The 16,140-nt window shown below is 69.6% G+C and carries 17 protein-coding genes; 9 read left to right on the top strand and 8 right to left on the bottom strand.

The features are described from left to right. Positions 1-13 precede the first annotated feature (13 nt). The gene (locus G6045_RS10790; protein ID WP_165331650.1) at positions 14-649 is read left to right on the top strand and encodes a CatB-related O-acetyltransferase; all 636 of its coding nucleotides are present in this window, start codon (positions 14-16) and stop codon (positions 647-649) included. A 25-nt stretch (positions 650-674) separates the two neighbouring features. Here the strand turns inward: G6045_RS10790 and G6045_RS10785 are convergent, their stop codons facing one another. Then, complete coding sequence (locus G6045_RS10785; RefSeq protein ID WP_165331649.1) at positions 675-1,661, bottom strand: ArsR/SmtB family transcription factor; 987 nt, start codon at positions 1,659-1,661, stop codon at positions 675-677. Positions 1,662-1,768: 107 nt separating this feature from the next. Between G6045_RS10785 and G6045_RS10780 the strand changes: the two genes are divergently transcribed. The 5 genes from G6045_RS10780 (at position 1,769) to G6045_RS10760 (ending at position 6,984) form a co-directional block, all read left to right on the top strand. Further along, a complete protein-coding gene (locus G6045_RS10780) occupies positions 1,769-3,055 on the top strand; it encodes an MFS transporter (protein ID WP_165331648.1) in 1,287 nt (428 codons plus the stop codon). 10 nt (positions 3,056-3,065) lie between these two features. Next, positions 3,066-3,575, top strand: a complete 510-nt coding sequence (locus G6045_RS10775; RefSeq protein WP_052579541.1) for a MarR family winged helix-turn-helix transcriptional regulator — start codon at positions 3,066-3,068, stop codon at positions 3,573-3,575. Between the two features lie 67 nt (positions 3,576-3,642). Continuing rightward, entirely contained in the window at positions 3,643-3,981 is a 339-nt protein-coding gene (locus G6045_RS10770) for a DUF3817 domain-containing protein (protein ID WP_165331647.1), read from the top strand. 97 nt (positions 3,982-4,078) lie between these two features. Then, positions 4,079-5,779, top strand: coding sequence for an acyl-CoA mutase large subunit family protein (locus G6045_RS10765; protein WP_165331646.1), 1,701 nt, complete (start codon positions 4,079-4,081; stop codon positions 5,777-5,779). 161 nt (positions 5,780-5,940) lie between these two features. Further along, positions 5,941-6,984 carry a glycoside hydrolase family 6 protein gene (locus G6045_RS10760; RefSeq protein ID WP_165331645.1) on the top strand — a complete coding sequence of 348 codons (1,044 nt, stop codon included), beginning with the start codon at positions 5,941-5,943 and terminating at the stop codon, positions 6,982-6,984. An 83-nt stretch (positions 6,985-7,067) separates the two neighbouring features. On the opposite strand, the gene glxA is transcribed toward G6045_RS10760, so the two are convergent. The 7 genes from glxA to G6045_RS10725 form a co-directional block, all read right to left on the bottom strand. After that, entirely contained in the window at positions 7,068-9,026 is a 1,959-nt protein-coding gene (gene glxA, locus G6045_RS10755; protein ID WP_165331644.1) for a radical copper oxidase GlxA, read from the bottom strand. A gap of 3 nt (positions 9,027-9,029) precedes the next feature. Continuing rightward, on the bottom strand, positions 9,030-10,841 hold the full coding sequence (locus G6045_RS10750) for a glycosyltransferase family 2 protein (protein ID WP_165331643.1): 1,812 nt from the start codon (positions 10,839-10,841) through the stop codon (positions 9,030-9,032). A gap of 160 nt (positions 10,842-11,001) precedes the next feature. Beyond that, complete coding sequence (locus tag G6045_RS10745) at positions 11,002-11,736, bottom strand: TetR/AcrR family transcriptional regulator (RefSeq protein ID WP_165331642.1); 735 nt, start codon at positions 11,734-11,736, stop codon at positions 11,002-11,004. Continuing rightward, complete coding sequence (locus G6045_RS10740) at positions 11,733-12,413, bottom strand: DUF4166 domain-containing protein (RefSeq protein WP_165331641.1); 681 nt, start codon at positions 12,411-12,413, stop codon at positions 11,733-11,735. The genes G6045_RS10745 and G6045_RS10740 overlap by 4 nt, the downstream gene beginning before the upstream one ends. Beyond that, a complete protein-coding gene (locus G6045_RS10735) occupies positions 12,413-13,177 on the bottom strand; it encodes a hypothetical protein (RefSeq protein WP_165331669.1) in 765 nt (254 codons plus the stop codon). The genes G6045_RS10740 and G6045_RS10735 overlap by 1 nt, the downstream gene beginning before the upstream one ends. A gap of 163 nt (positions 13,178-13,340) precedes the next feature. After that, positions 13,341-13,637 carry an MTH1187 family thiamine-binding protein gene (locus G6045_RS10730; RefSeq protein ID WP_165331640.1) on the bottom strand — a complete coding sequence of 99 codons (297 nt, stop codon included), beginning with the start codon at positions 13,635-13,637 and terminating at the stop codon, positions 13,341-13,343. After that, positions 13,634-13,978 (bottom strand): DUF3817 domain-containing protein, encoded by a 345-nt coding sequence (locus G6045_RS10725; protein WP_165331639.1) that lies wholly within the window; start codon positions 13,976-13,978, stop codon positions 13,634-13,636. The genes G6045_RS10730 and G6045_RS10725 overlap by 4 nt, the downstream gene beginning before the upstream one ends. 98 nt (positions 13,979-14,076) lie before the next feature. On the opposite strand from G6045_RS10725, the gene G6045_RS10720 reads away from it, so the two are divergent. Genes G6045_RS10720 through G6045_RS10710 form a run of 3 tightly spaced genes read left to right on the top strand, consistent with a single transcriptional unit; the run spans position 14,077 to position 16,132 of the window. Continuing rightward, positions 14,077-14,715 carry an AIM24 family protein gene (locus tag G6045_RS10720; protein WP_165331638.1) on the top strand — a complete coding sequence of 213 codons (639 nt, stop codon included), beginning with the start codon at positions 14,077-14,079 and terminating at the stop codon, positions 14,713-14,715. Continuing rightward, positions 14,715-15,365, top strand: a complete 651-nt coding sequence (locus tag G6045_RS10715) for an AIM24 family protein (RefSeq protein ID WP_165331637.1) — start codon at positions 14,715-14,717, stop codon at positions 15,363-15,365. The genes G6045_RS10720 and G6045_RS10715 overlap by 1 nt, the downstream gene beginning before the upstream one ends. 23 nt (positions 15,366-15,388) lie before the next feature. Then, the gene (locus G6045_RS10710; protein WP_165331668.1) at positions 15,389-16,132 is read left to right on the top strand and encodes an AIM24 family protein; all 744 of its coding nucleotides are present in this window, start codon (positions 15,389-15,391) and stop codon (positions 16,130-16,132) included. The last annotated feature ends 8 nt before the right edge of the window (positions 16,133-16,140 follow it).

Below are 16,140 nucleotides of genomic sequence, written 5' to 3'. Positions count from 1 at the left end.
GAGGGAGCGCACCATGCCCGTGCCCGCCGACCCGACCGTCCTGCACCCGATGCCCGGCCAGCCGCGCGTCGTCCAGCTCAAGCCGCTGGTGAAGTCCGAGCTGATCGAGGTCGGTGAGTACTCGTATTACGACGACCCGGACGACGCAACCGCGTTCGAGACCCGCAACGTGCTCTACCACTACGGTCCCGAGCGGCTCGTCATCGGCAAGTTCTGCGCGCTCGGCACGGGCACGCGCTTCATCATGAACGGCGCCAACCACCGTATGGACGGGCCCTCCACGTTCCCCTTCCCGACCATGGGCGGCTCCTGGGCCGAGCACTTCGACCTGCTGACCGGGCTGCCGAACCCCGGTGACACGGTGGTCGGCAACGATGTCTGGTTCGGCAACGGCGCGACCGTGATGCCGGGCGTCCGCATCGGCCACGGCGCGATCATCGCGACCGGCGCGGTGGTCACCGCGGACGTCCCCGACTACGGGATCGTCGGCGGCAACCCGGCCCGTCTGATCCGCAAGCGCTTCAGCGAGCCGGAGATCGAGCGGCTGCTCGCGGTCGCATGGTGGGACTGGCCGGCCGAGCACCTCACCGAGCACGTACGGGCGGTCATGTCCGGCACGATCGAGGAGCTGGAGTCGGCGGCACCGTAAAGCGGCGGCCCGTAAGACGGCGGCCTCACCCCTCGGCGCCCGCCAGCGCGATCCCCAACGGCGTCCGCTCGTACAGGACTTGATGCCCGTACCGCCGCGAGACCAGCAGTCCCGCACCCTTCAGTGCCGACAGATGCGCCGATACGGAGGAGGGCGCGAGCCCGAGCCGATGGGCCAGCGCGGTGGTGCTCGCCGGGTCCGTCAGCGCGCAGAGCACATCCGCGCGGGCCCGGCCGAGCAACCGGGCGAGCGCGTCGGGGGTGCGGTCGCCCTCGTCGCTCCACAGGCCGCCGATCCCGCGCGCCGGATAGATGATCGCGGGCGCCCACGGCTCCTCCTGACCGCTGACCACATGCGGCCAGGTGAACACCGAGGGCATCAGGACCAGACCCTCGCCGTGCAGCGTGCGCTCGTACTCACCGAGGCTGCTCACGACGGTCAGCGTCGAGCCCTCCCAGCGCAGGTTGGGGTTCAACTCTCCGAGCAGCGACCGGAATCCGACGGCCGCGAGCACCCGCGAGTGGTACGCGACATCCGCTTCGAGCAGCGCCCGCAGGCGCGGCCACTCCGGGGCGATCAGCCGGTGCCAGGCCTGCTCGAGACGGTCGGCCAGGAACTGGACGGCGGCCGCGGGATCGGCGAGCAGCCGCTGCCCCATGGGGCTCTCCAGCGCGCCCGGCTGGTCGGCGAGCGTCTCGTGGAGATCGGTGTACGCGGCGTCGGCGGGCGTCGCCCGCACCCGCGCCAGCTCCTCCTCGAAGGTGTCGAGCGCGCTCGTCGGCGGCGGGCACCAGAAGTCCGGGTTGCGTCCGCGCTGCGGCATGAGGCGCAGGACCGGGGCGAGGTCGAGCTCGGCGGCCGCGTCCTTGATCCGGCGCAGCCACGGCAGATGGTAGCCATGACTCGCGGGCCGCCCCAGCGTGCCGATCGCCGCCTGCGTCTCCCAGATCGGCGAGATCGCGAACCGGCAGCGCAGCAGGTCCTGTTCACCGAAGTGCAGATGGAAGGGCACGTCCGGGCTCCTCTCGCCGCGGCCGCCGCGGAGATCCCCAGCGTACGAAGATTCGGCCTGAGCCGAAACTCTTAGCCATACGCGGCCATGGCGGCACGCTGCTGCACATGTCGACCACCACCCGCGCCACCGAAACCGAGGCCACCCCTCCCCAGGGGTACGCAGCCGTCTTCCGGGTCCGTGAGTTCCGCGCCGTGTTCGCCGCGCACCTGCTCTCCCTGCTCGGCGTCGTGGTGGCCGAGATCGCGCTGACCGTCCTCGTCTACGAGCTCACCAAGTCCCCGCTGCTCAGCGCCCTCACCTTCGCGCTCGGCATGCTGCCGTACCTCGTCGGCGGCACCCTCTTCGCCGGCGTCGCCGACCGCTACCCGGCCCGCCGCGTCCTCGTCGTCTGCGATCTGATCTGCGCCGCCTGCGTCGCCGTGATGATCGTGCCGGGCACGCCGGTCGCCGCGCTGCTCGCCCTGCGCATCATGATCGCCGCCATCGCGCCCGTCTTCACCGGTACGCGGATGGCCGCGCTCACCGACATCCTCGGCGAGGGCGACCTCTACGTACTGGGCCGCTCGATCCTGCGGATCGTCTCGCAGAGTGCCCAGCTCGCCGGGTTCGGTGTGGGCGGCGTCCTGCTCACGGTGGTCTCGCCGCGCGGCGCCATCACCCTCACCCTCGGCACGTTCCTGGCCTCGGCCCTGCTCCTTCGCTTCGGCACCAAGGCCCGCCCCGCCCGCGCGCACGGGGGCGCGGCCCTGATGCGGGAGTCCCTGTCGGGCGCCCGCAAGGTCTTCGCCGACCGCCGGATCCGCGCCCAGGTGCTGCTGTTCTGGGTGCCCACCATGTTCGTCGTCGCGCCCGAGGCCCTGGCCGCGCCGTACGCCGAGCACATCGGCGCGGGCCCCGCGGCGCTCGGTCTGCTGATGTGCGCGATGCCGGTCGGACATATCGCGGCCGAGGTGTGGGTGGGCGCCCGGCTGAGCCCGCGCACCCGCTCGCGGATCGTGCTCCCGGTGGCCGGCGCGAGCCTGCTGCCCTTCCTCGCATACGCGGCCGAGCCCGGCCTCGGCCTCTCCGTACTCCTGCTCGTCCTGGCCGGAGCCGGCGGCGCCTACGTCCTCGGACTCGACCAGTGGTTCGTGGCCACCGTGCCCGAGGAACTGCGCGGCCGCGCCATGACCTTGATGACGGCCGGCCTGATGACGGTCCAGGGCGCGGGCATGGCCCTGGCGGGTCTGGCCGCCGAGTTCTGGCCGGTGCACCAGGTCGTCACCGGGGCCGGCGTGATCGGCACGCTCCTCTCCCTTCTCCTCGTACGGGAAGCCCACCGGGCCGGAGCGCGCCCGGCGGAGCGGACCGAACTGCGAGACGGCACTGGCCACGATGTGACCGCCCGGTAAGGTCGAGGGCGTGCCGAAGCCGCTCAGCCTCCCCTTCGACCCCATCGCCCGAGCCGACGAACTCTGGAAGCAGCGCTGGGGAACGGTGCCCTCGATGGCCGCGATCACCTCGATCATGCGCGCCCACCAGATCCTGCTCGCCGAGGTCGACGCGGTGGTCAAGCCGTACGGCCTTACCTTCGCGCGCTACGAGGCGCTGGTCCTGCTCACCTTCTCCAAGGCGGGCGAGCTGCCGATGTCGAAGATCGGCGAGCGCCTGATGGTCCACCCGACCTCGGTGACGAACACGGTCGACCGCCTGGTGAAGTCCGGCCTGGTCGACAAGCGCCCCAACCCCAACGACGGCCGCGGCACCCTGGCCTCGATCACCGACAAGGGCCGCGAGGTGGTCGAGTCGGCCACCCGCGATCTGATGGCGATGGACTTCGGGCTCGGGGTGTACGACGCGGAGGAGTGCGGCGAGATCTTCGCGATGCTGCGGCCGCTGCGGGTCTCGGCCGCGGACTTCGAAGAGCGCTGAGCCCCCGCCGACGAGGCCCCCGCACCCGCGCAAAGATCGCGCAAACCGGACGGTTACCCTCGTCCGTATGAAGAAGAGCGTCCTGACCCGCTACCGCGCCCTCGCCTACATCACGGGTGTCCTGCTCGTCCTGCTGACCCTCGGCATGATCGGCAAGTACGCCCTGGACATGGACGGCGCCGCGGACTTCACCAAGGTCGTCAGCATCGCGCACGGCTGGCTCTACGTCGTGTACCTGGTCTTCGCCTTCGACCTCGGCTCCAAGGCCCGGTGGCCCGTCGGCAAGCAGCTGTGGGTGCTGATCGCGGGCACCATCCCGACCGCCGCCTTCTTCGTCGAGCGCAAGGTCTCCCGCGAGCTGGAGCCCCTCTTCACCGAGGACGGCCCCGCGGTCGCCAAGGCCTGAGGGCCTTACGGAATTTCTGCGGCACCCCACCCCCGTGGCGCGCGCCACGGGGGTCGGCCATCGACATTTACTAGGACGTCCTAGTAAATTCGAAGGTATGGACGCTGACGCGATCGAAGAGGGCCGCCGCCGCTGGCAGGCCCGGTACGACAAGGCCCGCAAGCGCGACGCCGACTTCACCACGCTCTCCGGCGACCCGGTCGAGCCGGTCTACGGGCCGCGTCCGGGCGATACGTACGAGGGCTTCGAGCGCATCGGCTGGCCGGGCGAATACCCGTACACGCGCGGCCTGCACGCGACCGGCTACCGCGGGCGGACGTGGACGATCCGCCAGTTCGCGGGCTTCGGCAACGCCGAGCAGACCAACGAGCGCTACAAGATGATCCTGGCGAACGGCGGCGGCGGTCTGTCCGTCGCGTTCGACATGCCGACCCTGATGGGCCGCGACTCCGACGACCCGCGCGCGCTCGGCGAGGTCGGGCACTGCGGGGTGGCGATCGACTCGGCCGCCGACATGGAGGTCCTGTTCAAGGACATCCCGCTCGGTGATGTCACCACCTCGATGACCATCTCCGGGCCCGCCGTTCCGGTGTTCTGCATGTACCTGGTCGCGGCCGAGCGTCAGGGCGTGGACCCGGCGGTGCTCAACGGGACGCTGCAGACGGACATCTTCAAGGAGTACATCGCGCAGAAGGAGTGGCTCTTCCAGCCGGAGCCGCATCTGCGTCTGATCGGCGACCTGATGGAGTACACCTCCGCCGGCATCCCCGCGTACAAGCCGCTCTCGGTCTCCGGCTATCACATCCGCGAGGCGGGGTCGACGGCCGCGCAGGAGCTGGCGTACACCCTGGCCGACGGCTTCGGTTACGTGGAGCTGGGTCTGAGCCGCGGTCTCGACGTCGACGTCTTCGCGCCCGGTCTGTCCTTCTTCTTCGACGCGCACCTGGACTTCTTCGAGGAGATCGCCAAGTTCCGTGCGGCGCGCCGCATTTGGGCGCGCTGGATGAAGGAGGTGTACGGGGCGCGGTCCGACAAGGCGCAGTGGCTGCGGTTCCACACGCAGACGGCCGGGGTGTCGCTGACCGCGCAGCAGCCGTACAACAACGTGGTGCGTACGGCGGTCGAGGCGCTCGCCGCGGTGCTCGGCGGCACGAACTCGCTGCACACCAACGCCCTCGACGAGACCCTCGCGCTGCCGAGCGAGCAGGCCGCGGAGATCGCGCTGCGCACCCAGCAGGTGCTCATGGAGGAGACCGGCGTCGCCAACGTGGCGGACCCGCTGGGCGGCTCCTGGTACATCGAGCAGCTCACCGACCGGATCGAGGCCGACGCCGAGAAGATCTTCGAGCAGATCAAGGAGCGGGGCCTGCGCGCCCACCCCGACGGCTCGCACCCGATCGGCCCGATCACCTCCGGGATTCTGCGCGGGATCGAGGACGGCTGGTTCACGGGCGAGATCGCCGAGTCCGCCTTCCAGTACCAGCGCTCGCTGGAGAAGGGCGACAAGCGCGTCGTCGGCGTGAACTGCCACGACGGCTCGGTCACCGGCGACCTGGAGATCCTGCGGGTCTCGCACGAGGTGGAGCGCGAGCAGGTGCGCATCCTCGCCGACCGCAAGGCGGGCCGGGACGAGGCGAAGGTGCGGGCCGCCCTGGACGCGATGCTCGCGTCCGCGCGGGACGGCTCCAACATGATCGTGCCGATGATCGAGGCGGTACGGGCCGAGGCCACACTCGGCGAGATCTGCGGAGTGCTGCGGGACGAGTGGGGCGTGTACACGGAGCCCGCCGGGTTCTGAGTCGTACGAGATCTGCGCGGGGCGTCGCCTGAGGGCGGCGCCCCGTTGCTGTGTCCCGTTGCCGTACCCGTTGCGTCCCCCGCAGAGGTGTCGTGACCTGCCGATCTCTGTCCGTTATGTAACGATTGCCCGGTCCTGTGCGCCGTCTCCAAGGGGTCCGGATGACCGCCCGCCGCAACGCCCGCACCATCCGCCGCCGGTCGGCCATCGCGGCCGCTCTCGGCACCGCGCTCGCCCTGACCGCCGCCTGTTCCGGCGGCGCCGAGGACGCCGGCCAGGCCTCCGACGCCCGTGAGGCAGCCCTCGTCCAGTCGCCGCAGAAACCGGCCGGCACACCGTTCTGGGTCGATCCGAACAGCCCCGCAGCCCAGCAGGTCAAGCAGTGGCGGCAGAGCGGCCGCGCCTCGGACGCCGAGGTGCTGCGCCGGATCGCCGACCAGCCCTTCGCCGTATGGCCCGCGGGCGACGAGCCCGGGTGGCAGATCCGCGCGGCGCGCGACGGAGCCGCGAAGACCAACAGCACGATGGTGCTCGTCGCGTACAACATCCCGCACCGCGACTGCGGTCAGCACTCGGCCGGCGGTGCGCACAGCGAGGCGTTCTACCGGCAGTGGATCGGCGCCTTCGCCGACAACATCGAGGACAAGAAGGCCATCGTCGTCCTGGAGCCGGACGCGCTGCCGCATGTGGCGGACGGCTGCACCCCGGCCGAGTACCACGAGCAGCGCTTCCGGCTGATCTCGGAGGCTGTCGCCCGCCTGAAGAAGCAGCCGAACACCAAGGTCTACCTGGACGCCGGCAACCCGGACTGGATCAGGAACCCCGGCGATCTCGCGCAGCCGCTGTGGCGTTCGGGCATCGCGCAGGCCGACGGCTTCGCGCTCAATGTGGCCAACTTCCAGCCGACCGCCGAGAACATCGCGTACGGGCGCAAGCTCTCCGCTCTCGTCGGCAACAAGCACTTCGTGATCGACACCAGCCGCAACGGCAACGGCCCGCTGCCCGGCCGCGGCGGCGAGGCCTGGTGCAATCCGCCGGGCCGTGCCCTCGGTGCCGCGCCCACGACGAAGACCGGCGACAAGCTGGCGGACGCCTTCCTGTGGATCAAGCGTCCCGGCGAGTCGGACGGCGAATGCCGTGGCGGACCGCCGGCCGGTAAATGGTGGCCGGACTACGCCCTCGGTCTGGCCCGCAACACCAAGTAGCGGCAACCAAGTAGCGGCACAGGAAACGGCCCGCCCCCTCTCGCCAGAGGGGCGGGCCGTTTCGTATGGGGGTGATCCGGTGGCTACTTCTCCACGTGGATCCACTGCGCCTCGGACGGGGTGCCCTCGCCGTCCACGCCGAACACCATGTACCAGCCGGGCGGGACCAGGGTCCGGTCCTTCGGCACGGTGACCGTGACGGAGTCCTTGGTCTTGGCCATGTCCAGGGCGATGGAGCGCTGTTCGACATCCGTGGTGTGCGTGACCGCGCTCGGCCGCATGAGGCGCGCCTTGACGATCTTGTCGGGCGCCGGGGACTTGAAGGTCGCCCTCCCCTTCGCGTCAGGCTCCCGCGGCCCGTCGGTGAGCTGCGGCCGGCTCTCCTTGCCGCGGTACAGATACGGAGGCGTATAGACCTCCATCCGCTGCTCGAACTTGCCGAGCTTGGTGTTGTCCTTGTCGCCGAAGAGCGAGTCGGAGCCGAAGGTCGCCACGCGTCCGTCGGGCAGCAGCAGCGCCTCGGAGTGGTAGTTGCGGCCGACGGTGGGTTCGGCGGCCGTACGGAAGCGGTCCTCGGACGGGACGTAGAACTGGGCCTTGAGGATGTTGGACGCGCCCCGGCCGCGGTAGTCGTACGAGCCGCCGCTGGTGAAGACGCTGTCGTCCGGCATGATCACGCTGTTCAAATAGCGCGTGCCCTGCGGGAGTTGCGGACCCGTCTTGAAAGCGGGGTCGTCCTCCTTGAGGTCGATCACGGCGGTGCGCGCGGTCGCCTTCTCGGACTCGCCGACCCCGCCGCCACCGAGGATCATCACCTTCTGGTCCTGCGCCGGCGGAAGGAGCAGCGAGGCCGAGGTCTCGGTCTGGTCCATGTCCTCGAGGCCCGGGACCTTGTCGAAGGTGTTCTTCTCCAGGTCCCACAGGCCGGGCTCGCGGCCCTTCTCGGCGGGCCCGTAACCGGCGTTGGAGGCCGGGTAGAAGAGCTTGCCGCCCTTGGTGAGGAAGAGCGCGGGATACGTGGGGAAGTAGCGGAAGGGGCCCTTCTTCCACTTCTTGGTCGACGGATCGTAGATCTCGTTGTCCCCGGGGTCGACCACGCCGACCTCGTCGAGTCCGGAGACCGCGAGCACCTTGCCGTCCTGGAGCGTCACCAGGGTCGGGTACCAGCGGGCCTTCGCCATCGGGTCGACCGGGATGTACTTCTCGGCGACGGGGTCGAATTCGTACGCGGCCCGGATGCCCTGGAAGTCCTGCTTCTCCATGTCGATCTTCTCGGTGAGGCCGTAGACGTTGTCCGCGTCCTTGCCCTCGAGCCCGACGATCTCGTACTGCGCCTGCTTCTTGGCGACCGGTCCTGGCCCTTCCTGGACGGCCTCCACGAAGACCCGCTCCTCGGCGGCCTGCACCTTGGTCTTCCAGGGCTTCATCGCCCCGCTCTTGGTGTACGCGATGTCGAACTTGCGCTTCGCCTTGGGGATCTTCACGTCGAAGCGGCTGACGTACTCGGCGCCGGAAGGAGAGCGGAAGCGGGTGCCCTTCTTGAGCGTCACTTCCTTGTCGGGGCTCTCGTTCTTCACCCGCATCAGGCCGCCGGCCCGGGTGACCGCGCCGTCGAGCACCTCGTAGCGCGCGGTGCCGCCCGCCACCAGGAGCCGTCCGTCGGCGAGTTGCGTGTGACCCGAGCAGAAGAAGTCCTCGGGGGTGGCGATCTTTTTGAAGGAGTCGTCCGCCGGGTTCCACAGAATCGTGTCGAAGGTGCCCGCGTCGAAGTTCTTCTGGCTGTTGCCCGAGCCCGCGACGATCAGCACTTTCCCGGTGTGAAGCAGCGCCGCGTGAATGGCGTTCGTCCGGTACTCCTTGGGCACGTCGACCGTGCTCCAGGAGCCGTACTGCTTCTTGTAACCGGGCTGGGAGATCTTGTAGTCGTGGTACTGCTCCTCGGCGAAGCCCACGGCCGCCGGAGCGTTCAGACCGGCGAGCAGCACGACGGCCCCGGCGCCCATCACCGTCTTCTTCTGGCGTTTGGTCGGTGAGAACGGCATGGGTCAGTTGCCTCCTGTCGTGCTGCTGGAAACGGTGGAGCCGGTGGAGACGCTGGCCTGGGAGAGCTGCCCGGAGCCGGTCACGGTGCTCGTGGCGAGCGCGGGCTCGACCTCGACCTCGTGCTTCCCCGCGCGCAGGGCACGCCGCCGGCGCACCTCGCCGAAGGCCCAGACCACGACCGGGGCCAGCGAGATGGCCAGGGCGAGGAAGGCCCAGGTGCGCATCGCCACATGCGTATGGCCGAGTACGAAGGACGCGCACAGGGACGTGGCGAGGATCGCCGCCCAGAACAGGTGGATACGGAAGGTGAGCACCCGGTCCGGGGAGGCATCGCCGCCCTTGGGTGTGACGACGAAGCGGCTCGGGCGGCGCAGGACCGCCTCGCCGAGCGACTTGGCGTAGATCGGCGCGGAGAGCGCGGACATCGCCATGCCGGCCAGACCGCCGGAGCCCTCGGGTTCGTGCGGCGAGACGTTGTGGCGGCGGTTCCACAGGTACAGGCCGACCTGGAGTGCGGCCGCGTCGCTGTAGAGCATCAGCCAGATGGAGGCCGCGACCTGCGTACCGGAGGCGCCGAACCACAGGAACAGCACACAACTGAGAATGCCGAGCACCCAGTTGACGGCCGTCATGGGGTAGTAGACGAGCATCAGCGAGTAGTTGAAGAGCCGCCCCGGAGGCATCGAGAAGGGGGCCTTCCAGTACTGCTTGAACAGCGTCTCGTACGTGCCGCGCGACCAGCGCATCTGCTGGGTGAAGAAGTCCGTCCAGGACTCCGGGCCCTCACCGACCGCGAGGACGTCCGGGGTGTAGACGGAGCGCCAGTAGTGGCCCGTGAGCGGGTTCTTCGTACGGTGCAGCTCGAAGCCGGTGGCCATGTCCTCGGTGATCGAGTCGTAGAGCCCGCCGACCTGCTTGACCGCGGCGATCCGTACGGCGTTGTTGGTGCCCACGAACATCGGGGCGCGGTAGCGGTTGCCCGCCCGCTGGATCAGCGCGTGGAAGAGGAACTGCTGGGATTCGGCGGCCTTGGTGACGGCCGGCCGGTAGTTGCCGTAGACCTGCGGCCCGACGACGAACGCGATGTCCGGGTCACGGAAATAACCGAGCATCCGCTCGAGGAAGTTGGGCATCGGCACGTGGTCGGTGTCGACGGAGGCGAAGAACTCGTAGTCCTTGCCGTGCATCGCCAGCCACGCGTTGTAGTTCCCGTGCTTGGTCTTCGCCTTGTGGACGCCCTTGTCGCGGTTCCACTCCGGGACGCCCTTGCGTGTGAAGTGCTTGACGCCCAGCTCGGCGCAGAGCGCCTTGGCCTCGGGATCGTCGCCTTCGTCGAGCAGCCAGACGTCCAGGTGTCCGTCGTGGCGCATCTCCATGGCGCCTTCGAGAGTGCCGCGCACCATGGATATGGGCTCTTTGCCGGGCACGTACGTCGTCAGAAAGGCGACGCGGGTACCGGGCTCGGCCCGTACGGGTATCGGATCGCGGGCGACCATCGTCGCGTGCGCGATGGAGACGACGTTGATCAGCATGAACAGCTCGATCAGTCCGATCGCCACGAGCATCGTGACGTCCAGATAGACCAGCCAGCGGTCGCCGCCCTCGCGCTGGGTCCAGTGTGTGGGCCAGACGAGATAGACGAGCAGGATGCCGGTGAGCACCGGCGCCAGGGTCATGAGCAGGACGGCGCGTATTCGGTGCGGCTCACGCGAGAGGAGCTTCGTGTACTGCACCCGGTAGGCGGCTCCGTCCGGCTCGGTGAGCGGCCCGGCTATCCGGCTGTGGGTGTCGTAGTCGTAGCCCTCCGGCCGCACAGCGCCCTCCTCGAGATCGTTCCGATCGCTCTGATCGAACGAGCCAATACCCCCACAAAAGAGGAGAAACTCGGGCGTGTCGACCGGAGGGAGACCGAAAGGAGCCGAGCGTGCGCTTTTTGATCCTGTACGGAGTCCTTGGCGGGCTTGCGAGTTGCGATCACGCGGTGCGAGTGGACCGCCGCAGCCGGTGGCGCACCGCGCGCTGGGCGAGGGGGCCGAGGTCCTCGACGGCGGCGGCGAGCACGGACAGCTGCTCCAGGGCGGCCAGGGCGCGCTCCGCGCCCTCGGGGTCGACGCCTTCGTACAGCTCGATGCCGACGAACGAGGCGCTGACGGCCCGCGCGAGCCCCACCGGATCGGCGAACTCGCCGAGCGGGCTCGCGCTCAGGACCCTGACAAGCACCTTCTCGATCTCGGCGATCCACAGATCGAGTCCGGCGGCCGTGGCGGGCGCGAGCGGCCGATGGGTCTGGGCGCCGGCGAGCAGCTGGGCGAGCACGGCCACATGGCCGCCGGCCCGCTCCCGCTCATGCATCTCGCGTCCGAAGGCGAGCAGTTCGGAGAGGGTGGAGATCGCGTCGAGGCGCTCGCGGTAGAGCGCGACCCGCTCCCGGGAGCCGTGCCGGCAGGCGGCCGCGAGCAGCTCGTCGACCGATCCGAAGTGGTAGAAGACCAGCGCCTGATTGACCCCGGCGGCGGCCGCGACGGTCCGCGCGGAGGTCTTCGCGATGCCCTGCTCGACGAGGGTCGCAAGGGCGCCCTCGATCAGCTTCTGCTTGGTCTCGGCGCTCTTGGCGGCCTTGGCCGCGGCGGCCTGGGCCGCCTTGCCGACGACGGTCCCGGCGGGCTCGGCCCCGGCAGGTCCGGATCCGGCCGGCTTACGGGGCGTCATGCGCGGGCCTCTTCGCGTACGGGGCGCAGACCGGGCCGCACGCCGCCGTGGCGGACCTCGCTGTACGTGGCCGTGAAGGAACCCTCGTACCCGAAGAGGGGTCCGAAGTGCCGGTTCACGACGCGCACCCGGATCCGGAAGCGGCCGCTCTCCTCGTCGTACGACTCCCTGACCTCGGCGTCGCCGCCGATCAGCGACGGCACACGGACATCGATCGGGCCCTCGCGGAAGCGGTGGATGCCGGAGCGGATGACGAGTCCGCCCTTGCCGTCCGTGGACAGATGCAGATCGGAGGCGAGGTGCTGATGCGTGCCGAGGTAGTCGAGGATGCGGTCGCCCCGCGGCCCGAGGACCATCTGGGCGTCGAAGCGGCGCGGTCCGCCGGGGAGCTGGAAGGTGCGCACGAAGCTGACGGTCTCACGGCCGTAGGTGTCGGTGTACGGCACGTTCTCGATGGTGAACGGGATGGCGCGGCCCTCGCGCGGGACCAGGATGTTGCGGGTCGTACCGAGCGCGAGGAAGGGCTTGACGTGCCGGCCGCCGTGCCAGATGCGGTCCATGACACCGCGTCCGGTGCAGGCCTCACCGCTCGTGAGCCCGACGGAGAAGCGGCGCCGCAGTTGCGGGTGGAGGCGCTCGAAGTCGGCGCCCATGACGGTGCGGAAGATCGAGGTCATCACAGGTCCTTGGGGGTGGGGAGGGCGGCGAGGAGCGCGGGAGCCGTCCGCACCGAAGGGGCGCGGCGGCAGCGGCGGGCGGCCGGGGTGTGCGGCAGCGGCGGCAGGAAGAGCAGCAGCGGGACGGCGACCACCGGGACGAGGGCGACCCCGTAGCCGAGCCACGGCAGCGCCCACAGGATTGCGGCGAACGGCAGACCGCCGAACGCACCGAGCATCCCGGCGATCAGGAACACCCGCAGAAGCATTTCGGTGAGGCAGTGCACCAGCGACCGGCGCGGCGTGACGCCCTCCTCCAGCCACAGCCTCAGCCGGTCGAAGGACCACGCGGTGGCCCAGCCCATCAGCGGACGGAAGACGAGCCGGTCGGCGACCTCGCCGAAGAGTCCCCAGCGCGGCGTGTAGTCGTAGCCGGTGAGAAAGCGGACGCCGTCGGCGTCGGGCACGTAGCGCCAGTAGCCGCTGCCCTCCTTCAGGAGCGAGAGCGGGTGCGGCGAGGAGAACCGGAGCGCGGAGGTCCGGGTGCCGTCGGGGCGGTGCTTCTCACCGGCGCTGACCCCGGTGCCGGCCACGGTCAGGAACGGCAGGACGCGCGTCGCGTACCGGAACCGCTGGGGCTCGCCCGCCTCCTTGGGCAGGTAGTCGATCGAGGTGAAGCGGAGGTCCCAGCGCCGGTGTTCGGCCGGGTCCTGGGTGCGCTCCCAGAGCTCGTCCAGGTCGGCGCGTATCCGGGCTTCGACGTACAGCCCCTTGGTCGCCGCCATCTCGAACCCCCTGGTGAAGTGCGTCTTGAGCGAGTGCTCAACATCAAGGTACATGCCTGTTGAGCGAGTGCTCAAAGAGGGGGTACGGGTCACACAAGGGGTACGGAAAAACCCCGGCCCATCAGGACCGGGGTTCCCTTGAATTCTCTGGCAGCAGAGCGAGCTACTGGTTCAGATACCGCTGCACCGTCTCGGCCTTCGAGGTCAGACCGTCCGTCACCCCCGGGCGGATGTCCGCCTTCATCACGACGGAGACCCGAGGCGCACGCGCCTCGACCGCGGCGACGGCGCGCTTGATCACGTCCATCACCTCGTCCCAGGACTCCCCCTCGACGGACGTGAACATCGCGTCGGTGCGGTACGCGAGGCCGGAGTCGCGGACGACGCGGACGGCGTCGGCGACGTACTCCCCGACTTCCTCCCCGACTCCGAGCGGCGTGACCGAGAACGCGACGATCATGCGCCGACGACCCCTTCACGGCGGGCGCGGGAGGCCATCACCGCGGACTCGGCCTCACGCTTGAGCTTGCGCTCGGCGTAGAAACCGCCGAAGGGCAGCACCGAGAGCACGAAGTACAGGGCGGCGGTCTTCAGGTCCCACTTGGTGCGGTTCCAGGCGTCCAGCCAGAACAGCACGTAGAGGACGAAGAGCAGGCCGTGGATCGCGCCCATCACCGGCACGGCGTTGAAGTCCGTGGTGCGCTTGAGCACCGAGCAGACGAGCAGCAGCAGGAAGGACACGGCCTCCGGCGCGGAGACGAGTCGGAGACGGCTGAGCGCGGAGGCGGTCTTGATGTCCACGGGAGGGCACCTTCGAGACAGGGGTCAGGGTCCTCTCAGGGTACGGATCCGACTTCTGCCCCTGTCGGCGGGTATGCCCTGACGGCTAACGTCACCCCGTGGCAACGTTCCGACTCCAAGGCAGCAAGGTGCTCGCCGTCGACCTGTCCGGCGACGCCGTGAAGGCGAAGAACGGCGCGATGGTCGCTTACGACGGCCAGATGGCGTTCAAGAAACTCTCCGGGGGTGGCGAGGGCATACGCGGCATGGTGACGCGCCGGCTGACCGGCGAGCAGATGGTGCTGATGGAAGTGAAGGGGCAGGGCACCTGCTTCTTCGCCGACCGCGCCTCCGAGATCAACCTCGTCAACCTCCACAACGACAAGCTCTACGTCGAGGCCAGCAACCTGCTGGCCACGGACGCGGGTCTGCGCACGGGCACGTCCTTCACGGGCATGCGCGGCGCGACCTCGGGCAACGGCCTTTTCACCACGACCATCGAGGGCACGGGCCAGGCGGCCCTGATGTCCGACGGTCCGGCCGTGGTCCTGCGGGTCTCGCCGCAGTACCCGCTGACCGTCGACCCGGGCGCGTACATCGCGCACCAGGGCAATGTGACCCAGTCCTTCCAGTCCGGCGTGACCTTCCGCACCTTCATGGGCGAGGGCGGCGGCGAGGCCTTCCAGGTCCGCTTCGAGGGCGACGGGCTCGTCTACGTGCAGCCGAGCGAGCGGAACACCGTCGGGGGCGATGTCTGATGCCGTTCCGCGAGATCAACTCGAAGATGATCGAGGCCCAGGTGGGCCCGGGACAGAAGCTGTTCTCCCAGCGCGGCGCGATGCTCGCGTACAAGGGGGAGGTCAGTTTCACGCCGAACATCCAGGGCGGCCAGGGCGGTATCGCCTCGATGATCGGCCGGCGCGTGGCCGGCGAGGCGACCCCGCTGATGACCGTCGAGGGCAGCGGAACGGTCATGTTCGGCCACGGCGGCCATCACATCCAGCTCATCAACCTGACCGGCGAGACGTTGTACGTGGAGGCCGACCGGCTGCTCGCGTTCGACGGGACGCTGCAGCAGGGCACGATGTTCATGGGCTCGCAGGGCGGGGTCATGGGCATGGTGCGCGGCCAGGTGACCGGGCAGGGCCTGTTCACGACGACGCTCAAGGGCCATGGCGCGGTGGCCGTGATGGCGCACGGCGGAGTCATCGAGATCCCGATCACCCCGCAGCGCCCGGTCCACGTCGACCCGCAGGCCTATGTGGCCCACCACGGCGACGTGCGCAACAAGCTGTCCACCGCGCTCGGCTGGCGCGACATGGTCGGCCGCGGTTCGGGTGAGGCGTTCCAGCTGGAGCTGTCCGGCAACGGTGCGGTGTACGTCCAGGCCTCGGAGGAGAAGCTGTGAGCGGCCCTGTAGTCCACGACCCGATGACCCTGCCGGTCGACGACAACGTCAATGCGTACACCTTCTGCGTGGAGCTCAAGGGGAGCCAGTGGTTCCTGCAGAAGGGCAAGATGATCGCCTATTACGGGTCGATCGAGTTCAACGGCATCGGGTACGGGCGGCTCGACCGCCTGGTCCGCACGTCCTTCCACTCGCCGCTGCACGCGAGCGACTGGGTCGTGGCCGAGGGCAGCGGCAAGATGCTGCTCGCGGACCGGTCCTTCGACGTGAACTCGTACGACCTGGAGAACGGGAACCTGACGATCAGGTCCGGCAACCTCCTCGCGTACCAGCCGACCCTTGCCCTGAAGCAGTCGATCGTGCCGGGCTTCCTGACACTGATCGGGACCGGCAAGTTCGTGGCCGCGTCCAACGGTCCCGTGGTCTTCATGGAGCCGCCGATCCGCGTCGACCCGCAGGCGCTTGTCGGCTGGGCGGACTGCCCCTCGCCGTGCCACCACTACGACCACGGCTACATGTCGGGCGTGATGGGCGGCGTACGGGCGCTGACCGGGATCGGCGGGGCCTCCGGCGAGGAGCACCAGTTCGAGTTCGTCGGGGCCGGGACCGTCCTGCTGCAGTCCAGCGAGGCGCTCATGGCCGAGCAGGCGACCGGGCATGTGCCGCAGCAGGCGGGTGTGCCGGGCGGGCACGGGACGCCGGGTCAGCCCGGGGTGCCGCGGCTGCCGGGGCAGCTCGGAGGTCTGCAGCGGCGGTTCGGGCTCTGAACGTGAAC

The organism is Streptomyces mesophilus (genome assembly GCF_011044995.1).
Classification (GTDB): Bacteria; Actinomycetota; Actinomycetes; order Streptomycetales; family Streptomycetaceae; genus Streptomyces; species Streptomyces mesophilus.
Note: the sequence above shows the minus strand (reverse complement) of the source record. Positions and strands in the feature narration are given on the sequence as shown.